We start from the raw sequence: 18,358 nt of genomic DNA, 5'->3' as shown, positions 1-18,358 counted from the left end.
CCTTGGCGCTGGCAATGTGGCTGTAGAACACGAAGCCGTCGGCGTCGAAGCCCTTCATCAGCACCATCCGCACGTCGGGCAGTCCGTCGGCATCGACGGCCGCCGGCGCCACCGCCAGGGAACCCCTGGAAGCGCGGCTTGCCGTCGGCATCGATCTCGCCGCGATCGAACTGCTTGCGCTTGTCCTCGTCGCCGACGATCTCATTGGCCGAATTGATCTCCGCAAAGCGGGCAGCCGCCTTCGGGTCGTTCTTGTTGTTATCGGGGTGATGCTTCTTGGCGAGCTTGCGATAAGCACTCTTGATCGTCGCAGCGCTTGCACTCCGCTGCACCCCCAAGACCTCATAGGGGTCGCGCATCCGTCACGTCTCCTTCACGGAAAATCAGTCCTGCTGGGAACCCATCCGGGCCCACTTTGCCTTCATGTGGGGGCTCAGTGGCATTTTTGCAACTAGTCCGCTACCGGCTTCTCCGGAACTCTCAGGACTTTCTCCACGGCTTCAGACTATGGATTTCCCACCGCCCCTGTCCAGCCTTGCAAGCAGCACCCTGCAGCCAGCTCTCGGTGGCTCCATTGACATAGCTGGCGAGGAAATCCCGGCACGTCTTGCCGTCCTCGCCCGAATAGGCCTCGGCCAGCGGCGTCACCGATCCGCGCGCACCGGTTTGAGGGTTTTCCCAGGGCTGGCTGGAATCCTTGTCGCCCTTGGTCAGCACGTCAGAGGCGGCGTTGCGGGCAAAAGCGAGATCGCTGTCGGTCGGCATGGCAGCGTTGACCAGGGTCGGGCTGATCGAGCCCGTCACATCCTTGTCGTCCAATTTGGCGAAGGCATCGGTGCGCGACAGGCTGCAGCCGCTTGCGCCGACGCCAATCAGGATCAGTGTCACCACCGCGCCTGCCGGGTGGATCGCCGATAGGCCAACGCGCCCCCATGCCCTATATAGGGCTAGAAACGCGCTCTCGGACGCGGGCGAACGCAAATCGGGACTCCTGACATGACCGACACGACCTCCATCAAACACCCGACACCGTTAACATCGGGTGATTTCACCGCAGCGGAGGAGCCGCTCGCCCTGTTCGGCGAATGGTTTGCGGAGGCGGTCAAGTCCGAGCCCAACGATCCGAACGCGATGGCGCTTGCGACCGTCGATGCCGACGGACTGCCCGACGTGCGGATGGTGCTGATGAAGGGCTTCGACGCCGACGGCTTCGTGTTCTACAGCCACATTGCCAGCGCCAAGGGCCGCGAACTGGCCGCAAATCCTAAGGCCGCTTTACTGTTTCACTGGAAATCGCTGCGCCGACAGGTGCGCATCCGCGGAGCGGTGACGCCGGTCACCGATGCCGAGGCCGATGCCTATTTCGCCACAAGGCCGAAGCAGGCGCAGATCGGCGCCTGGGCCAGCAAGCAGTCGCAGCCGCTCGAAAGCCGCTTCGCCTTCGAGCAGGCGATCGCCAAGGCCGGCGCGAAATACGTCATCGGCGAGGTGCCGCGGCCGCCGGGCTGGAGCGGCTGGCGGATCACGCCACAACGCTTCGAGTTCTGGCACGACCGCCCATTCCGCCTGCACGACCGCATCGAATTCCGCCGCGATGCCGCCGCCAGCGCCTGGTCGAAGGTGCGGCTCTATCCCTAAAAAAATGCAACCGTCATGGAAGGGCAAAAGTGCGAAGCGCGTCTTCGTGTAAGATGACCCCGGCCATCGACGTCCCCGATCTTCAAACGTTCGAAGACGTCGATGCCCGGCACGACGCCGCGCATGACGAAAACGAAAGAAACTGTCGATGACCCGCCCTTCCAATGCGCCGCGGCGCACGCTGCTCCTGACCGGCGCGAGCCGCGGCATCGGCCATGCCACCGCGATCCGGTTCTCGTCCGCCGGCTGGCGCGTCATCACCCTCTCGCGGCACGCGTTTCCGGAGGTCTGCCCGTGGGGCGCCGGACCGGAAGACCACATCGAGGTCGATCTCGGCAGCCATGACGACACCGTGCGCGCGATCTCGGAGATCCGGCAGCGACTGGATAACGATGAGTTGCACGCGCTGGTCAACAATGCCGCGATCTCGCCGAAAGCGCCCGACGGCAGCCGGCTCGGCACCATGGACACCGACATCGAGACCTGGACCCACGTTTTCCACGTCAACTTCTTCGCACCGGTCATGATCGCGCGCGGGCTGATCGAGGAGTTGAAGCACGCCAAGGGCGCGGTGGTGAACGTCACCTCGATCGCCGGCTCGCGCGTGCATCCGTTCGCGGGTGCAGCCTACGCGACGTCGAAAGCCGCGCTGGCGGCGCTGACCCGCGAGATGGCGTCGGATTTCGGCCGCGTCGGCGTTCGCGTCAACGCGATCGCACCAGGCGAGATCGATACCTCGATCCTGTCGCCGGGCACCGAGAAGATCGTCGACCAGCAGATCCCGATGCATCGCCTCGGCACCCCGGACGAGGTCGCCAAGATCATTTACGTTCTCTGTACGGAGACCAGCTCTTACGTGAACGGTGCGGAAATCCACATTAACGGTGGTCAGCACGTCTGAGCTTCGGATGAGCCGCAATTTCGGGGAAGGAAATTTCGAGGCGATCCCGGCCGCCGCCGCGGCCGTCATGCTGGGATTGCTTCACTTGCAGGCGTAACGACGCGGACGAGGCTTCTGCCTCTAGTCGGCGTAAAACCGGCGTGACTTCTTCTCAGGCTGCCGCAGCGCGACGTCGTTCAGTGCGCTGGAGCATTCGTCTTCGTCCTCGCCATCAAGCAGCGCCGCGTCACAGTAACGGCAAAGTCTCGGCGAGATCGCCTGCACCTTGCCTGCTGCGCGGTCCTGTTGATAGCGCGCAAAGTCGATGACGTTACGCCGTGGCGTTATGATCTTCTCAACCATTGCTGTCCTCCGGCTTCGAGGCAGGCGTTATCGCAGACAAGTTTCGCCCAAACGTTCAGCGCAACACTCAAATTTTAGGAGAGGAAATAAGGCAGAAAAGCGCGTCCCAAAACGCGACGGTGGAACTGCGCTAGAGCCACTTCTTCCACTTGAAAATCCAGTACGGCACAACAGCCGCAACCAGCATCAGCACCAGTGCAAACGGATAGCCGTGCGTCCATTCGAGTTCCGGCATCGCCTTGAAGTTCATGCCGTAGACCGAGGCAATCAGCGTCGGCGGCATCAGCACCACCGCCATCACCGAGAACAGCTTGATGATGTTGTTCTGTTCCAAATTGACCACGCCGAGCATGGCATCGAGCACGAAAGTAATTTTGCTGGAGAGGTAGGAGGCATGGTCGGTCAGTGAGGCCACGTCACGCTGCATGGTCTTGAGCTGCTCACGCATGTCCTTGGACCATTTCACCCCTTCCACGACCGCCGAGAGGAAGGTGACGAGGCGGCCGATCGAGACCAGGCTTTCGCGGACCTTCGAGGTCAGGTCGCCCTTGCGGCCGATCGCGATCAGGATCTGGGAATATTGCTTGGCGTGGCCGTGGCGTTCGCTCTCCGGCTCGAAGATGTCGTGCGAGACCTGGTCGATGTCGGCCCCGCAGCGCTCCAGGATGTCGGCGCAGCGGTCGATCACCGCATCCAGCAGTTCCATCAGCACCTGCTCGCCGGTGATGCTGGGGGCACAGGAGCGGGCCAGCTTGTTCTCGACCAGAGCGAACGGCTTCGGGAGGTCGTAGCGCACCGTGACCAGCCGATGGCCGGTCAGAATGAAGGTGACCGCCGTGGTCCGCGGCATGTCGGTATCGGATTGGCACATCAGCGTCGCGGTCATGTAGCGCGCGCTGTTCTCGATATAGAGGCGGCTGGAGATCTCGATCTCCTGCATGTCTTCGCGGGTCGGAACCGCGATCCCCGCCAGCTTCTCGACGGCCCTGTCCTCTTCCACGGTCGGGTTCGCCAGATCGACCCAGACCGCATTCTCCGGCAGCGCCGACAGTTCCGTGGCGACGACCTTCTTGAGGCTGAAATCGGAAGGGACGAACACCGACAGCATTAACGAACTCCACGAGACGGGCGGGAAGAGGCGGCGGACTTAGCGCGATTCTGGCTGGGGCTTCATGACCGGGACATTAACCGGACGTCCACCTTTGTGGCGGCCAGGTGGCAGTGATGTGGGCTGGGCTCAGCAAACCGTTGCCTGTTTGCACAAAAACCGGACCCGCGCCAGAAGACTTGCGGCAAAAAAGCCACAGACGGCGTCCCGCGATGCGGGAACGGCATCTAAAGTCTGGGAATAATGCCACGTTTCGGCAATAATGCCCTTCATGGAATCGTGGCGTTTGGGGCGTAATGTTGGCGCTTTCGGGCGCGGATTTTCGATTGGAATGTAATCATGTCGTCGCTCAAAGTTACCCTCGGGATCCTGACCGCGGGCCTGATGTTGTCGGGCTGCATGCAGGCCACGACCTATGAGGCAACCAATACTGCTGCCTTCAAGCCGCGTGACAAGGAACTTCTCGCCAAGACCACCTACGTCAAGACGCCGGTAGCTGAACCGTTCCGCCGCGCGATCGTCGAATATCACCGCAAGGAAGCCCCCGGCTCCATCCTGGTCGATTCCGACAACCATTACCTCTATTACGTGCTGAACGACGGCAAGGCGATCCGCTACGGCATCACCGTCGGCGAAGAGGCCATGGCCTGGTCCGGCATTGCCAAGGTCGGCAGCATGACCGAATGGCCGGCCTGGCACCCGACCCCCGGCGAAATCTCGCGCCTCGGCGTTCCGACCTTCGTGGCACCCGGCCCGGACAATCCGATGGGTTCGCGCGCGATGTATCTCTACTCGGGCGGCAAGGACACGCTGTTCCGCATTCACGGCACCAACCAGCCGGAATACATCGGTTCGTCGATCTCCTCGGGCTGCATCCGCATGACCAACGAGGACGTCATCGACCTCTACAACCACGTCAAGCTCGGCACCATCGTCGTGGTGCTGGAACCGAAGCACGGTGACTCGCCCTACAAGCCGCAGATGGCATTGCAGGGCGGCAGCATGGCCACTTACTGAACCGCACCCGATAAGCGGACGAGATCAAAAGCGCCGGCTCTGCCGGCGCTTTTTTGTTGGCTGCGGCTTGGTCTCGGCAGCGCCGTCAGAGGCAGCCGCATCATCTGATTCCGCAGCATCCGCCTTGCCGTGATCAGCCTTCGCTGCATCCAGCTTGCCGCCATCGGATTTTGCGGCGACCTCGCGCGGCGGCGCCGCTTCCGGGCGCTCGGCCGGCAAGAGCGGCGCGACATGCGGCAGCGGGTCGTACACGTTCCACTGGCAGATCCGGTAATTGCTGCGACGCTCCGCAAGGTCGAGATGGATATGGTCCTCGTGGTACCAGTCCGAGCCCGGCCCGAGCACGGTGGAGAAGCGGGCGCAGACCGAATGCAGCACGGTCTCGCGCAGGTCGCGCGCCACGCTGCGGTCGGTCAGCGAGATCGACTTGCCATTGGCGAGACCAAAGGCACGCACATCGAGCGCATTGGCGCGGCCATGCTCGGAGAGCTGCGCGCCGACGACGCGATTGCGGCCGCGGCACTCGAACGAGTCGAAATTGTCGAGATTGCTGATCCCGCCGCCGAGGGTCTGCGCCAGTGGCGCGATATCGGTGCGGACCCAGTCGGCGACCGCGGCTGCCATCCTGCAGCGGAGGATCGCAGCGGGTTTGACCGCGACCTTGCGCTTGTCCGGCAGCACGATGGCCTCGAGCCGCACCAAATCCTCGCCGCCGCAGGCGCCGGCGCCGTGGATATCCGGAATGCTCGGTGCGATTGCGATCTCCTCGGTGAGCGCCTGCCGACAGGCCGAGAGCTGCGGCTTGGGCGGCTCGGCCGGCTTGGCCGTCTCGCTGGGCCTCGCGGCCTCGGCCGGCGCGGCGGGAGGCTGCGTTGCGGCCGCGGGCGGCGCGGGCTCGGCTCCTGCGGGCGCGTGAGCTGCTGCGGGCGCCTCAGTGACCGCCGGCGGCGCTTCGGCCGGGCGCGGCCTCGGCAGCGGCACGGCTGAGCGGCGCGCCGACTTGTGCGACCTGTGCGGCCGGGTGCCGAACAAATCGTCCCATGGAAAGCTCGGCGCGCCGCGGGCGGCCTCCGCGGGGCCCGCTTGCATGCCAAGGCAAAGCAACGCCGCGGCAGCGGTAACCATTGCCGCGCCCCCGCGACGAAACGCGCCATCAGGCCATTTTCGGCTTGCTTTCTCCGCGCTACAGTTCATGTCAGTTCCATGATTTTACTGCCGGCCGTCCAAGATGCCGGTGGATCATGCGTGAGGATCGAGGAGGGATTTGCGTATGCTTGGTTTGATGCAAGATTGGCCCTTGCTGTGCCACAAGATTATTGAGCACGCCGCCAAATATCACGGCACCCAGGAAGTCGTGACGCGGTCGGTCGAAGGCCCGATTCATCGCACCACCTACGCCCAGATCCATGCCCGCGCGCTGAAGGTCTCGCAGAGCCTGGAGCGCGACGGCATCAAGCTCGGCGACCGCGTCGCCACCATTGCCTGGAACACCTGGCGCCACCTTGAAGTCTGGTACGGCATCATGGGGATCGGCGCGATCTGCCATACGGTCAATCCGCGGCTGTTTCCGGAGCAGATCGCCTGGATCGTCAACCACGCCCAGGACCGCATCGTCATCACCGACCTCACCTTCGTCCCGGTGCTGGAGAAGATCGCCGGCCAGCTGCCGAGCGTCGAGCGCCACGTGGTGCTGACCGACAAGGCGCACATGCCGCAGACCACGCTGAAGAACGCGGTCGCCTATGAGGACTGGATCGCGGCATCGGACGGCAACTTCGAGTGGAAGACCTTCGACGAGAACACCGCGGCGGCGATGTGTTACACCTCCGGCACGACGGGCGATCCCAAGGGTGTCCTGTATTCGCACCGCTCCAACGTGTTGCACGCGCTGATGGCCAACTCGAAGGACGCGCTCGGCACCTCCGCCTCTGACACAATGCTTCCGGTGGTCCCCTTGTTCCATGCCAACAGCTGGGGCATCGCCTTCTCCGCACCGTCGATGGGCACCAAGCTCGTGATGCCGGGCCCGAAGCTCGACGGCGCTTCGGTGTATGAGCTGCTGTCGACCGAGAAGGTCACCCATACCGCGGGTGTCCCCACGGTGTGGCTGATGCTGCTGCAATACATGGCCGCCAATAACGTCAAGCTGCCGGATTTGCAGATGGTGATCTGCGGCGGTTCGGCGATGCCACGCTCGATGATCAAGGCGTTCCTCGACATGGGCAGCCAGGTGCGCCACGCTTGGGGCATGACCGAGATGAGTCCGCTCGGCACGCTGGCGACGCTGAAGCCGCCGTTCACCGATCGCAGCGGTGAGGAGCGGCTCGACATCCTGCAGACCCAGGGCTACCCGCCGTTCGGCGTCGAGATGAAGATCACCGACGATGCCGGCAAGGAGCTGCCGTGGGACGGCAAGACCTTCGGCCGTCTCAAGGTCTCCGGTCCCGCGATCGCCAAGGCCTACTTCCGGGTCGACAGCAACATCCTCGACGATGCCGGCTTCTTCGACACCGGCGACGTCTCGACGATGGACGAGCACGGCTACATGCGGATCACCGACCGTTCCAAGGACGTGATCAAGTCCGGCGGCGAATGGATCTCCTCGATCGATCTGGAAAACCTCGCGGTCGGCCATCCGGCGGTCGCGGAAGCCGCCGTGATCGGCGTCCATCACCCCAAATGGGATGAACGGCCGCTCCTGATCGTGCAGCTCAAGCAAGGCGAGAGCGCCACCCGCGAGGACATCCTGAAGTTCATGGACGGCAAGATCGCCAAATGGTGGATGCCCGACGACGTCGCCTTCGTCGACGGCATTCCCCACACCGCGACCGGCAAGATCCTGAAGACCGCGCTGCGCGACCAGTTCAAGGATTACACCTTTCCGACCGCCGCGGCGTGATGCTTCACCCTCCCCTGGAGAGCCCCTGGTGGGGAGGGTCGGCTCACGGCGAGCAAAGCGAGATGTGAGGCGGGGTGGGGTGATCTCTCCACGCGGGCAGCGCCCGATTTGACAGACCTTCACCCCACCTCGGTTCGCATGTCATGCGAACTGATCCTCCCGGTTTCGAATGCCGGCACGTCGCCGGCTACTTTGCATGGGGTTGTTTTCGATATTTTGGCAGCGCGCCCCTGCAGAGGCTGGCCATTTGCGAGAGCCCTCCTCTCCAAGGGAGGGTGAACAGCAATGCCCAAATCCCTTGAATTCGCCGCAGGTCCGTGGTCTCACACGATCATTGGCGGCGGCTGAGGTCGCCTGGGACACCAACCGGCAGATTTTTCGACGATGGCGCGCAGGTTTTCCGCTCCCTACCAGCAGGAGCCCGTGTCCGGTCTCGCCACCTGGTCGCGCAACCTCGCGATCTTTGCCGTCGTCGCGGTTGTGGTCTCGATCCTGATCGTCCGGTTCGGGTTCCTCGAGGTCAAACCGGCGCTGGCGACCTTCTTCGGCGCGCTGGGACTGGCCGCCCTGTCGATCCTGCTCGGCCTCGCCGCCTTCGCCGCGATCTGGCAGAACGGCACCCGCGGCATGGGCCGGATCCTGTTCGCACTGCTGATGGACGCAGCGATCCTCGCCTACCCGGCCTACCTCACTTATCAGTACCGCAAGCTGCCGCGGCTCTACGACGTCACCACCGACCCGATCGACCCGCCACGCTTCGAGGCACTGGCCCGGCTGCGCACCGGGGAAGGCACCAATCCCGCCGCCTACGCTGGCCTCGCTTCGGCCGAGCGGCAGCGCACCGCCTATCCAGATATCGAGACTGTCGAGCTTGAGGTCCCGGCCGAGCGCGCCTACGAGTTGGCGCTGCGGCTGGTCAACCGCCGCAAATGGCTCGTCATCGACGCCCGCGCGCCGCAGCCGCCGCGCAATGTCGGCCGCATCGAAGCGGTGGCACGCACGCCGATCATGGGTTTCCGCGAGGACGTGTCGATCCGGGTGACGTCGGACGACGAGGATTCCCGCGTCGATATCCGCTCGGCCTCGCGCTATTTCGACACCGATCTCGGCAGCAACGCCGCGCGGGTCAAGAAGTTGATCGAGGACCTCAACACCGCCGCGGAAAACGACAACTCCAAGCCGGCGAAGAAGGCGGCCCCGGTCGCGCCAAAGGCGCCGCCGGCGAAGACGGTGAAGAAATAGTCTCCCGCTGCGGCAGACATGCTCCCTCGCCCCGCTCTTGCGGGGCGAGGGTTGGGGTGAAGGGCTTCTATCCGCGAGCGTGATGGTAGGACTGAGCCTGTGGCTTGCCCCTTACCCGAAATTCGAGCTGCGCTCGAATTTCGACCTCTCCCCGTGAAGAACGGGGCGAGGTTAAGAGGCCATCCGGTACGTGCCGCCGATCACCGGATCGCCATCGGTCGCCACGACACCGCGCGCGACCAGATCCTCCAGATGGGCCAGCACCGAATAGCCGGCGGCGTTGGCGAGCCGCGGATCGAGCCCGATATAGATCGCCCGCACCATGGTCGGGATGTCGGCCTCGCCCTTGCCGAGGCGATGCAGGATCGACGCCTCGCGCGCGCGGCGGTGGCGCGCCAGGAAGCGGACGAAGCGCGGGCCTTCCGGGATCTCCGGGCCGTGGCCGGAGAGATAGAGCTGCTCGGGCCGCTGCTCCAGCCGCTCCAGCGAGGCCATGTAGTCGATCATCGAGCCATCGGGCGGCGCCACGATCGAGGTCGACCAGCCCATCACGTGGTCGCCGACGAAATTGATGCTGCGCTCGGTCAATGCAAACGCCAAATGATTGGCGGTGTGGCCGGGGGTGGCGACCGCCTCCAGCGCAAAGCCCGCGCCCTCGATGACGTCGCCGTGCCTGACCTCGACGTCGGGCCGGAAATCGCGATCGGCGCCGGATTCCGGATTGTGCTTCTCGCTCTCGAAGCGCGGGCGCGAGGCGCGGTGCGGCCCCTCGGCATAAACAGGCGCGCCGGTCGCAGCCTTGATCCGCGGCGTATTCGGCGAATGGTCGCGATGGGTATGGGTGACCAGGATGTGGGTCACCGTCTCACCCTTGACCGCATCGAGCAGCGCCTTCGCATGCGCCTCGTCGTCGGGACCGGGATCGATGATCGCGACCTTGCCTTGCCCCACGATGTAGCTGACCGTGCCGGTGAAGGTGAACGGGCTCGGATTGTTGCAGAGGACACGGCGGACGCCGGGGCGGACTTGTTCGACCACGCCGGGCTTCAGCGGAAAATCGCGGTTGAACGGGATGTCGTCGTTGTCGGCCATGGGGATCCGATTCCTTGTGAGCCGTCATCCCCGGATGAGCGCTTCGCGCTCACTCGGGAGGTGCGAAGCTCTTGCGAGCCTCGAAGGATGTTGGGCACCACCTTGCGTCATCCTTCGAGGCGCGCCGAAGAGGCGCGCACCTCAGGATGACGCCTCCGGGATTACGAGAACGCCTGAATGCCGGTGATCGCGCGGCCGAGGATCAGCGCATGGACGTCATGCGTGCCCTCATAGGTGTTCACCGTCTCGAGGTTCGCGGCGTGGCGCATCACGTGATACTCGATCTGGATGCCGTTGCCGCCGTGCATGTCGCGGGCCATGCGGGCGATGTCGAGCGACTTGCCGCAATTGTTGCGCTTGACGATCGAGATCATCTCCGGCGCCATCTTGCCCTCGTCCATCAGGCGGCCGACGCGCAACGAGGCCTGCAGGCCGAGCGCGATTTCGGTCTCCATGTCCGCAAGCTTCTTCTGCACCAGCTGGGTGGCGGCGAGCGGCCGGTTGAACTGCTTGCGGTCGAGCGTGTACTGGCGCGCGCGGTGCATGCAGTCCTCGGCAGCGCCGAGCGCACCCCAGGAGATGCCGTAGCGGGCGCGGTTGAGGCAGCCGAACGGGCCCTTGAGGCCGGAGACGTTGGGCAGCAGCGCGCTTTCCGGCACCACCACGTTGTCGAGCACGATCTCGCCGGTGATCGAGGCACGCAAGCTGAGCTTGCCGCCGACCTTCGGCGCCGACAGGCCCTTCATGCCCTTCTCGAGGATGAAGCCGCGGATCTGGTTGTCATGCGCGGCCGACTTGGCCCAGACCACGAATACGTCGGCGATCGGCGCATTCGAGATCCACATCTTGGCCCCGTTCAGCTTGTAGCCGTCGGCGACCTTCTCGGCGCGGGTCTTCATGCCGCCGGGATCGGAACCGGCGTCCGGCTCGGTCAGGCCGAAGCAGCCGACCCATTCTCCGGTCGCGAGCTTGGGGAGATATTTCTTGCGCTGGTTCTCGTCGCCATAGGCATAGATCGGATACATCACCAGCGAGGTCTGCACCGAGTTCATCGAGCGGTAGCCGGAGTCGACGCGCTCGATCTCGCGTGCGACGAGGCCATAGGCCACGTAGCTCGCATTGGCGCAGCCATATTCCTCGGGCAGCGTCACGCCGATCAGGCCGAGTTCGCCCATCTCGTTGAAGATCTCGCGGTCGGTCTTCTCTTCCAGATAGGCCTTGGTGACCCGCGGCAACAGCTTGTCCTGCGCATAGGCCCGCGCAGTGTCGCGGATCAGGCGTTCGTCTTCGGTGAGCTGGTCGTCGAGCAGGAACGGATCATCCCACTGGAAGCTGGCGGCAGCCGGCTTGTCCTTGGACTGAGGGCGCACGCTCATGAAACATCCTTTCGCATCGTCACTCGGAAATTGGCGGATAAATTAAAGCGCTATGCTGCGAAGCGCAATTGAATTGGACGTATGCCATCCGGGGGCGATGCGCACGCATCGCGCCCAGAATGACCCGCATCAGCCGTCGAACTTCTCGTTCGACACGATCTCGATGCCGAAACCGGACAACCCCTTGTAGTCATGCACCGACGAGGTCAGGTGCCGGATCGAGGTGACGCCGAGATCGCGCAGGATCTGAGCGCCGACGCCGACCTCGCGCCATTGCTTGTTGCGATCGGCTTCCGCCGACTTCTGCTCGCCGACCGGCTGGACCGGAACACCGGCGGCACCGTCGCGCAGATATACCAGCACACCACGGCCGGCAGCCTTGAAGTGCCGCAGCACGGCTTCCATCCGCGCCGGCCCGGTGAACAGGTCCTTCACGATGTTGGGCTTGTGCAGCCGCGTCAGCACGTCCCTGCCATCGCCGATGCCGTTATAGACGAAGGCGGCATGCATGATCTCGTCGAACGGTGAGCGATAGGCATAGCCCTGCAGCGGGCCGATCGGGCTTTCGGTGGTGAAGGTCGCGACCCGCTCGATCAGCTTCTCGCGCGCCTGGCGATAGGCGATCATATCAGCGATCGTGACGTGCTTGAGCTTGTGGCGGGCGGCGAATTTCGCAACCTGCTCGCCCTTCATCACGGTTCCATCGTCGTTCATCAGCTCGCTGATGACGCCGACCGGCGGCAGGCCCGAGAGCCGGCACAGATCGACCGCGGCCTCGGTATGGCCGGAGCGCAGCAGCACGCCGCCGTCGCGCGCGATCAGCGGAAAGATGTGGCCGGGGCGCGCAAAATCATTGGCGCCGGCGTTGGGATTGGCGAGCGCGCGGCAGCAGGAGGCGCGTTCCTCGGCCGAGATGCCGGTGCCGCCATCGGGCTTGTAGTCGATCGAGACGGTGAACGCCGTGGTGTGGTTGGACTCGTTGTGCGCCACCATCGGGTCGAGCCGCAGCCGGCGGGCATCTTCGGTGGTGATCGGCGCGCAGACGATGCCGGAGGTGTGGCGGATGATGAAGGCCATCTTCTCCGCCGTGCAGAACGACGCCGCGACGATCAAATCGCCCTCGCCTTCCCGATCGTCATCGTCGGTCACGACGACGAGTTCACCCTTCGCAAAGGCTTGCAGCACTTCCTGGATCGTATCGGCCATTGTCCTGACATCTCGCTTTATGCAGGCAGTGGATTAGCCGGGTTCCGATGTCAGCGCCAGTATCATTATGCAACCCGCCATGCGTCCGGCAGGCATCGTCGGCAGGCATGCCAGGACGGCGGCCGGAGCCCGTCGCCGGTTTCTACGGCAGCACCTCGCGCCGGTCGCTGAGCTGAGCGTCCAGCTCGGCGCGCTTGTCGTCGAGCAGGCCGGCGTCGGCGGCCTCGATCACCGAATAGAGCTCGCCGGCGTCGCTGAGCCGGGTCACCGTCACGTAGTCGGCGCCGGCGGCGTAGAGATCGTCGACCCCGGTGAGGAGATCCGCGGTGGCGACGATCCGCGCGGTCGGATTCAAGGCGCGGACGTGACGCACCAGCTTCTCATTGTCGGCGCCGACCAGCAGGAAATCCGGCACGCTCAGGATGATGATCTCGGCCTTGCCGATCCCGGCGTGAACCAGCGTGTCGACATTGCTGATGTCGCCATAGATCACATGCATGCCGCGGTCGGACAGCGTGCGGAACACCAGCGGATTGAAATCGATGACACTGATCTGCTCCAGCAGCGACTGGTTCTGCCGCTCGATCTGGCTGATCAGCGCGCTCGCCGCACGGAAAAAGCCGAGGATCACGATGCGCCGGATCTCGCCATGGCTGCCCTCCTGACCGCCCTCCTGGCCGCCCTCACCGCGGCCCTCGCCCACATGGTCGAGATCGCGCAGCCCGATCCGCTTCAACGGACCGATCAGGCCGCGCACGATCTGATCGCTGCGGCCCATCGCGAAGGTCGAGAGCACCGCCAGCACCACAAAGGCGAACGAGGCCGCATTGGCGGTTTCGGTTCCGATGTGGTTGGCGGCGACGCCGGTCTGGATCACCACCAGCGAGAACTCGGAAATCTGCGCCAGATTGATCGCCGGCAGCAGGCTGGCGCGCAGGCCCTGCTTCATCAGATAGAGCGGCGTGAAGGTCGTGACTAGGCGGCTCACCACCGTGAAGGCCGCGATGACCAGCGCAAGCCAGATCACGGAGAGGCCGGGAATCGGGATCGTCATGCCGAGCGCGACGAAGAACAGCGTGATGAAGAAATCCCGCAGCGTCGTGACCTTGGCGGTGACGTCGAGCGCATAGGGAAAGGTCGAGATCGAGACGCCAGCGACCAGCGAGCCCATCTCGCGCGACAGATGCAGCCGCTCGGCGATCTCGCCGATCAGGAAGCACCAGGCGAGCGCGCCGAGCAGCACGAGCTCGGGCCGGCGCGCAATCTGGTGGAACAGCCGCGGCAGCACGTAGCGGCTCAGCACCAGCGCGGTCACGACCAGCACCGCAACGCGGGCGATCGACAGCAGCACGACGCTGATCTGCAGATTGTCGAGGCTCGGCTGCACCGCCAGGAACAGGATCGCGAAGATGTCCTGCAGCACCAGCACGCCGAGCGTGATCCGGCCCGGCAGCGTATCCAGCTCGCGCTTCTCGTAGAGCACCTTGACGATGATGACGGTCGAGGACAGCGCGCAGGCGACGCAGAGATAGACCGCATCGAACTTGCCGCCGCCGATCGCAAGCCCAATTCCGGCGAAGAACGCGACGCCGATCAGGCAGCCGCCGATCAGCTCGCCGGCACCGGCGAACAGGATGACCTTGCCGGCGCGGATGATCTTCTTGAGGTCGATTTCCAGCCCGATCATGAACAGCATGAAGATCAGGCCGAGTTCGGAGATGACGCTGATCGATTCCTGGGACTTGACCCAGCCCATGCCGAATGGACCAATGAAAAAGCCGGCGATAAGGTACGCCAGTATCAGCGGTTGCCGGGAGAAATGGGCAAGCAGCCCAATCCCCCAGGCAAGCAGGATACAGAGCGTGATATCGGGAATCAGTTCATGCATGCGTCAAAGACTTCCTGTTGCCGCAACCTAGAGGGCCGGGCGTGAGGATCAACCGAGCAATGTGTCACATCCGCGCAGGCGGCATTTTTCTGGCCATTTTGCTCTGCCTGCTCACCGTGCGCTTGCCGGAGGCGCTAGCACAATCCTCGGCAAGTATTGAACAAAATTTCGCGAACTCGCTGACGGCGGTGCCATCGGAAGGCCTCACCGCCTCGGGTGCATTCTACGTGCCGGTGTATTCCAGCGTGTCGATGAGCCAGGGCAAGCTCAGGGCCGATTTCTCGGTGACGCTCAGCGTACACAACGCCTCCGAGACCAAACCGCTGGTGCTGAAGCGGATCGCCTATTTCGACACATCAGGCAAGATGGTGGAGAGCTACCTCAAATCACCGATCGCGCTAAAACCGTTCGCGACGGTCGAGGTTGCGATCGCCACGACCGACACCCGCGGCGGCACCGGCGCGAATTTCGTGGTCGATTGGGCGGCTGCCGGCGAGATCGCGGAACCGGCGGTCGAGGCCTTGATGGTCGGCAGCGTCGGCGCCGGGCACTACGCCTTCATCAGCCAGGGCCGCCCGGTCCGGCTGGTGGGCAAGAACTGACTTCACGGAAGGCCCTTCCACGGGCCTTCTCAACGACAACAACACGGAGCGAAACGTCCATGTCCACCTCAGCCCAGTTCGACTTTGCACCGCTGCTCCCGGCCGGCCTGCCTGCGCCGGCCGCGCGCTGGACCGGGCTCGCCAAGTACAGCTTCGTCGGCGGCAACAACGATCCCGACCAGGTCCCGGTCGACGGGCTGCTGGAGGCTATGAACGCGGTGCTGAAGCGCGAGGGTAGGAATCTCGCGACCTACAACCTCGCGCACGGGCCGCAGGGCTATCTGCCGTTGCGCCAGTTCCTGACCGAGAAGCTGAAGCGCGACGCCGGAATTGCCTGCACGCCGGACGAGGTCATGATCGTCTCCGGCTCGTTGCAGGCGCTTGATCTCGTCAATCACACGCTGCTCGCCAAGGGCGACACCGTGCTGATCGAGCAGGAGACCTATCAGGGCTCGCTGAACCGGTTGACACGGCTCGGCGTCAATGCGGTCGGCATTCCCCTCGATGGCGAGGGCATCAGGATCGATGCGCTGGCCGAAGCGCTCGCCGATCACAAGCGGCGCGGCATCACGCCGAAATACATCTACACCATCCCGACCGTGCAGAACCCGACCGGCTCGATCCTTCCCGAGAGCCGCCGCGCCGAGATGCTGAAGCTGTCGAAAGAATACGGCGTGCCGATCTTCGAGGACGATTGCTATGCCGATCTGATCTGGAACGGTGAGCGGCCGCCCGCGATCTATGCCATGAGCACGCATGGCGGCGTGATCCATATCGGCTCGTTCTCGAAGTCGATCGCGCCGGCGCTGCGGGTCGGCTTCATCGTCGCGCCCTGGGCAATCATGTCGCGGATGCTGCCGCTGAAGACCGACGCCGGCTCCGGCGCGCTGGAGCAGATGGTGCTGTCGGAATATTGCACGCCGCATTTTGCGGCCCATGTGCCCAAACTGACGCGAGGACTGCGCGCAAAACTCGACACGCTGATGGAGGCGCTGAACGAGCAGTTCGGCACCGCGGCCGAATTCGAGGCGCCGAAGGGCGGCATCTTCCTCTGGGTCAAGCTACCCGACAATGTCGATACCTTGAAGCTCTACCAGGCCGCGCTCGCCGCCGGGGTCTCGATCAATCCGGGCCCGGAATGGTCGACCAGCAAGGCGCATTCCGGCAGCCGGTTGCGCCTCTGCTTCGCGAGCCCCTCGCACGAGCAGATCCGCGAGGGCGTCGCCGTGCTGGCCGAGGTGTGCCGCAAGGAGTTCGGCGTGCCGGCACGCAGCAGCAATGTCGAGAAGCGCGGGTAGCGCTCCGCTCGCCTACCTCACCGAGAACGGCGCCTGATAGGGCCGGCCGAACGGTACGCCGTTGACCACGGTCTGCACCGGCTTCAATTGCTGATTGCCGTCGCGCTTGTTGTTGCGGGTGTCGACGAAGGTGACCGGACCTTCGACAAGGTCCATGATCGCGACGTCGCCGGGTGCGCCGCGCTGCAATGTGCCGATCTTCGGGGTGCGGTTGATGATCCGCGCCGGCACCGAGGTCGCCATCGCGACGACCTGATCCAGCGAGGAGCCCATCGCCAAAAACTTGCTCATCACGTTCGGCAGGAACGGGATGCCGGGCGAATTGCCGGAGAAGACGTGGATGTCGGAAGAGATCGTATCGGGTGTGCAACCTGCCGGAATTGCGATCTCCGCCACCGTAAAGTCAAAACTGCCGCCGCCATGGCCGACGTCGAACAGCACGCCGCGCTGCTTGGCCTCGAGCGCTGCCGGCAAGAGCTTGCCGTCCTGCACGATGTTGGTGAAAGCGCCGGACATGTTCGGCGCGCCGGAATAGGCGTGGGTGAGGATATCACCCGGCCGCAGCAGATTGAGGATGTCGGACATCAACTCCTTGGTTTCGACGCCGCCGATATGCACCATCATCCGCGCCGGCCAGCCGCACATCTCGCAGGCCTGGATGCCGCGCTTCAGCGGCTCGACGCCGTGCTCGAAGATGACGTTCTCCGACATCCGCACCTTGACCCCGATCAGGAAGTCCGGGTTCTCGGCCAGCGCCATGGCGCAGGCTTCGACCTGGGCGTTGTCGATATTGTAGAGTTCGGCCACCGGGAAGGCCGACAGGCCGTTATTGGCGATATGGACGAAGGCGTAGATCCGCGCCCGCGACTGCGCCACGATGAAGCGCCGCAGCGCCGCGAGATTGTTGACGCCGGCATCGCCGGCCGAGACCACCGTCGTGGTGCCCTGGAATTGCACCAGCTCGTCGGCGGGAATGCCGATCGCCGATCCGTAGGGGTAGACGTGGCAGTGCAGGTCGACGAGGCCCGGCATCACGAGCTGGCCCGACGCGTCGATGATCTTGGTGGCGCGCGCGGCGGGAATCTCGTTTTCGATCGCCTCGATAAGGCCCCAGCGGATACCGATGTCGCGCTTGCCGCGCAACGACTGGCTGGGATCGATCACGTCGCCGCTCTTGATCACGAGGTCGAACTTGTCGTCCGGCCCCATCGCCGCAGATGCCGGCCTCGCAATGGCGCTAGCGGCGACCGATCCCGTAGCTTTCAAAAAATCCCGGCGTGAAAATCCACTCACGGCAACGTCCCCCCGAACATTGATTTTTATGGCGCGATGATGCGTCGGACGCAGTGGTTAAGCAAGGCCAGCTGAACAATCGTTCAGAAAACTCTGGCGGTTCCTGAGGAACGTTTCGATGGCTGCACGGTTTCCTCCCCGCATCATTTGAGGAGGATGAAATGAAAAAGATCGGTTTTGTTCTTGCGGCGATTGGTACGCTTGCGGTGGCCGTTCCGTCGATCGCGAGCGCCGAGACCGTCGTGATCAAGCGCGGCCATCATCATCACTGGGATCGTGGCTGGGGCGCGCGCGCCGAGATGCGCCATGACCGTGGCTGGCATCGCGGCTGGCATCACGACCATGACCGCGCGGTCGTGATCAGGCGGGATCGCTACTAGGCAATCGATACTGAAGACCTGCAAACACGAAAAGACCGACACAACGGAAAATGGCTCCTCGCGGAGCCATTTTCTG

General features: G+C 64.2%; 17 protein-coding genes and 2 pseudogenes. 8 read left to right on the top strand and 11 right to left on the bottom strand.

Translation table 11 applies throughout. The features are described 5' to 3' along the window. The 3 genes and pseudogenes from FNJ47_RS51485 to FNJ47_RS21660 all read right to left on the bottom strand — a co-directional run. Positions 1-115 (bottom strand): annotated as a pseudogene (locus tag FNJ47_RS51485) (pyridoxamine 5'-phosphate oxidase); the annotation flags it as partial. Continuing rightward, a pseudogene (locus FNJ47_RS21665) lies at positions 96-359 on the bottom strand (DnaJ domain-containing protein); the annotation flags it as partial. The pseudogenes FNJ47_RS21665 and FNJ47_RS51485, both read right to left, overlap by 20 nt. A 121-nt stretch (positions 360-480) precedes the next feature. Beyond that, entirely contained in the window at positions 481-981 is a 501-nt protein-coding gene (locus FNJ47_RS21660) for an RT0821/Lpp0805 family surface protein (RefSeq protein ID WP_249778685.1), read from the bottom strand. Positions 982-996: 15 nt separating this feature from the next. Between FNJ47_RS21660 and pdxH the strand changes: the two genes are divergently transcribed. Then, entirely contained in the window at positions 997-1,638 is a 642-nt protein-coding gene (gene pdxH, locus FNJ47_RS21655) for a pyridoxamine 5'-phosphate oxidase (protein ID WP_163156665.1), read from the top strand. A 148-nt stretch (positions 1,639-1,786) separates the two neighbouring features. After that, positions 1,787-2,539: an SDR family NAD(P)-dependent oxidoreductase gene (locus tag FNJ47_RS21650; RefSeq protein WP_163156663.1), complete on the top strand. Its 753-nt coding sequence runs from the start codon at positions 1,787-1,789 to the stop codon at positions 2,537-2,539. Between the two features lie 120 nt (positions 2,540-2,659). Here FNJ47_RS21650 and FNJ47_RS21645 read toward each other — a convergent pair whose 3' ends face one another. Together FNJ47_RS21645 and FNJ47_RS21640 are read right to left on the bottom strand one after the other, a co-directional pair. Continuing rightward, on the bottom strand, positions 2,660-2,881 hold the full coding sequence (locus FNJ47_RS21645) for a hypothetical protein (protein ID WP_163156661.1): 222 nt from the start codon (positions 2,879-2,881) through the stop codon (positions 2,660-2,662). A 130-nt stretch (positions 2,882-3,011) separates the two neighbouring features. Then, positions 3,012-3,989, bottom strand: a complete 978-nt coding sequence (locus FNJ47_RS21640) for a magnesium transporter CorA family protein (protein WP_163156659.1) — start codon at positions 3,987-3,989, stop codon at positions 3,012-3,014. A 339-nt stretch (positions 3,990-4,328) separates the two neighbouring features. On the opposite strand from FNJ47_RS21640, the gene FNJ47_RS21635 reads away from it, so the two are divergent. Beyond that, on the top strand, positions 4,329-5,006 hold the full coding sequence (locus FNJ47_RS21635) for a L,D-transpeptidase (RefSeq protein ID WP_163156657.1): 678 nt from the start codon (positions 4,329-4,331) through the stop codon (positions 5,004-5,006). Positions 5,007-5,030: 24 nt separating this feature from the next. Here FNJ47_RS21635 and FNJ47_RS21630 read toward each other — a convergent pair whose 3' ends face one another. Next, positions 5,031-6,200, bottom strand: coding sequence for an extensin family protein (locus FNJ47_RS21630; RefSeq protein WP_430649404.1), 1,170 nt, complete (start codon positions 6,198-6,200; stop codon positions 5,031-5,033). 76 nt (positions 6,201-6,276) lie between these two features. Between FNJ47_RS21630 and FNJ47_RS21625 the strand changes: the two genes are divergently transcribed. Together FNJ47_RS21625 and FNJ47_RS21620 are read left to right on the top strand one after the other, a co-directional pair. Next, a complete protein-coding gene (locus FNJ47_RS21625) occupies positions 6,277-7,905 on the top strand; it encodes a fatty-acid--CoA ligase (RefSeq protein WP_163156655.1) in 1,629 nt (542 codons plus the stop codon). 384 nt (positions 7,906-8,289) lie between these two features. Then, positions 8,290-9,147, top strand: a complete 858-nt coding sequence (locus tag FNJ47_RS21620; protein ID WP_163156653.1) for a DUF1499 domain-containing protein — start codon at positions 8,290-8,292, stop codon at positions 9,145-9,147. A gap of 171 nt (positions 9,148-9,318) precedes the next feature. On the opposite strand, the gene FNJ47_RS21615 is transcribed toward FNJ47_RS21620, so the two are convergent. From FNJ47_RS21615 to FNJ47_RS21600, 4 genes are all read right to left on the bottom strand, one after another. Then, positions 9,319-10,239, bottom strand: a complete 921-nt coding sequence (locus tag FNJ47_RS21615) for an MBL fold metallo-hydrolase (RefSeq protein WP_163156651.1) — start codon at positions 10,237-10,239, stop codon at positions 9,319-9,321. A gap of 161 nt (positions 10,240-10,400) precedes the next feature. Beyond that, a complete protein-coding gene (locus tag FNJ47_RS21610; RefSeq protein ID WP_163156649.1) occupies positions 10,401-11,615 on the bottom strand; it encodes an acyl-CoA dehydrogenase in 1,215 nt (404 codons plus the stop codon). Positions 11,616-11,744: 129 nt separating this feature from the next. Then, positions 11,745-12,821, bottom strand: a complete 1,077-nt coding sequence (gene ribB, locus FNJ47_RS21605; RefSeq protein ID WP_163156647.1) for a 3,4-dihydroxy-2-butanone-4-phosphate synthase — start codon at positions 12,819-12,821, stop codon at positions 11,745-11,747. A gap of 142 nt (positions 12,822-12,963) precedes the next feature. Then, on the bottom strand, positions 12,964-14,709 hold the full coding sequence (locus tag FNJ47_RS21600; RefSeq protein ID WP_163156645.1) for a cation:proton antiporter: 1,746 nt from the start codon (positions 14,707-14,709) through the stop codon (positions 12,964-12,966). Positions 14,710-14,768: 59 nt separating this feature from the next. Here FNJ47_RS21600 and FNJ47_RS21595 point away from each other — a divergent pair, with 59 nt between their 5' ends. Both FNJ47_RS21595 and FNJ47_RS21590 read left to right on the top strand, forming a co-directional pair. Further along, positions 14,769-15,311, top strand: coding sequence for a DUF3124 domain-containing protein (locus tag FNJ47_RS21595; RefSeq protein ID WP_165445793.1), 543 nt, complete (start codon positions 14,769-14,771; stop codon positions 15,309-15,311). A gap of 59 nt (positions 15,312-15,370) precedes the next feature. Continuing rightward, positions 15,371-16,609: an aminotransferase-like domain-containing protein gene (locus tag FNJ47_RS21590; RefSeq protein ID WP_163156643.1), complete on the top strand. Its 1,239-nt coding sequence runs from the start codon at positions 15,371-15,373 to the stop codon at positions 16,607-16,609. Between the two features lie 12 nt (positions 16,610-16,621). On the opposite strand, the gene FNJ47_RS21585 is transcribed toward FNJ47_RS21590, so the two are convergent. After that, on the bottom strand, positions 16,622-17,902 hold the full coding sequence (locus FNJ47_RS21585) for an amidohydrolase family protein (protein ID WP_163156641.1): 1,281 nt from the start codon (positions 17,900-17,902) through the stop codon (positions 16,622-16,624). 161 nt (positions 17,903-18,063) lie between these two features. Here FNJ47_RS21585 and FNJ47_RS21580 point away from each other — a divergent pair, with 161 nt between their 5' ends. Beyond that, complete coding sequence (locus FNJ47_RS21580; protein ID WP_163156639.1) at positions 18,064-18,282, top strand: hypothetical protein; 219 nt, start codon at positions 18,064-18,066, stop codon at positions 18,280-18,282. The last annotated feature ends 76 nt before the right edge of the window (positions 18,283-18,358 follow it).

This window comes from Bradyrhizobium uaiense (assembly GCF_010811875.1).
GTDB classification, from domain to species: domain Bacteria; phylum Pseudomonadota; class Alphaproteobacteria; order Rhizobiales; family Xanthobacteraceae; genus Bradyrhizobium; species Bradyrhizobium uaiense.
The sequence above is the reverse complement of the archived record's forward strand: the minus strand, read 5'-3'. Positions and strand labels throughout refer to the sequence as shown.

Bases quoted from the DNA above. Each gene is read 5' to 3' on its own strand.
- pdxH (WP_163156665.1), top strand. From the start codon at position 997: ATGACCGACACGACCTCCATCAAACACCCGACACCGTTAACATCGGGT.
- FNJ47_RS21650 (WP_163156663.1), top strand. From the start codon at position 1,787: ATGACCCGCCCTTCCAATGCGCCGCGGCGCACGCTGCTCCTGACCGGC.
- FNJ47_RS21645 (WP_163156661.1), bottom strand. From the start codon at position 2,881: ATGGTTGAGAAGATCATAACGCCACGGCGTAACGTCATCGACTTTGCG.
- FNJ47_RS21640 (WP_163156659.1), bottom strand. From the start codon at position 3,989: ATGCTGTCGGTGTTCGTCCCTTCCGATTTCAGCCTCAAGAAGGTCGTC.
- FNJ47_RS21635 (WP_163156657.1), top strand. From the start codon at position 4,329: ATGTCGTCGCTCAAAGTTACCCTCGGGATCCTGACCGCGGGCCTGATG.
- FNJ47_RS21630 (WP_430649404.1), bottom strand. From the start codon at position 6,200: ATGAACTGTAGCGCGGAGAAAGCAAGCCGAAAATGGCCTGATGGCGCG.
- FNJ47_RS21625 (WP_163156655.1), top strand. From the start codon at position 6,277: ATGCTTGGTTTGATGCAAGATTGGCCCTTGCTGTGCCACAAGATTATT.
- FNJ47_RS21620 (WP_163156653.1), top strand. From the start codon at position 8,290: ATGGCGCGCAGGTTTTCCGCTCCCTACCAGCAGGAGCCCGTGTCCGGT.
- FNJ47_RS21615 (WP_163156651.1), bottom strand. From the start codon at position 10,239: ATGGCCGACAACGACGACATCCCGTTCAACCGCGATTTTCCGCTGAAG.
- FNJ47_RS21610 (WP_163156649.1), bottom strand. From the start codon at position 11,615: ATGAGCGTGCGCCCTCAGTCCAAGGACAAGCCGGCTGCCGCCAGCTTC.
- ribB (WP_163156647.1), bottom strand. From the start codon at position 12,821: ATGGCCGATACGATCCAGGAAGTGCTGCAAGCCTTTGCGAAGGGTGAA.
- FNJ47_RS21600 (WP_163156645.1), bottom strand. From the start codon at position 14,709: ATGCATGAACTGATTCCCGATATCACGCTCTGTATCCTGCTTGCCTGG.
- FNJ47_RS21595 (WP_165445793.1), top strand. From the start codon at position 14,769: ATGTGTCACATCCGCGCAGGCGGCATTTTTCTGGCCATTTTGCTCTGC.
- FNJ47_RS21590 (WP_163156643.1), top strand. From the start codon at position 15,371: ATGTCCACCTCAGCCCAGTTCGACTTTGCACCGCTGCTCCCGGCCGGC.
- FNJ47_RS21580 (WP_163156639.1), top strand. From the start codon at position 18,064: ATGAAAAAGATCGGTTTTGTTCTTGCGGCGATTGGTACGCTTGCGGTG.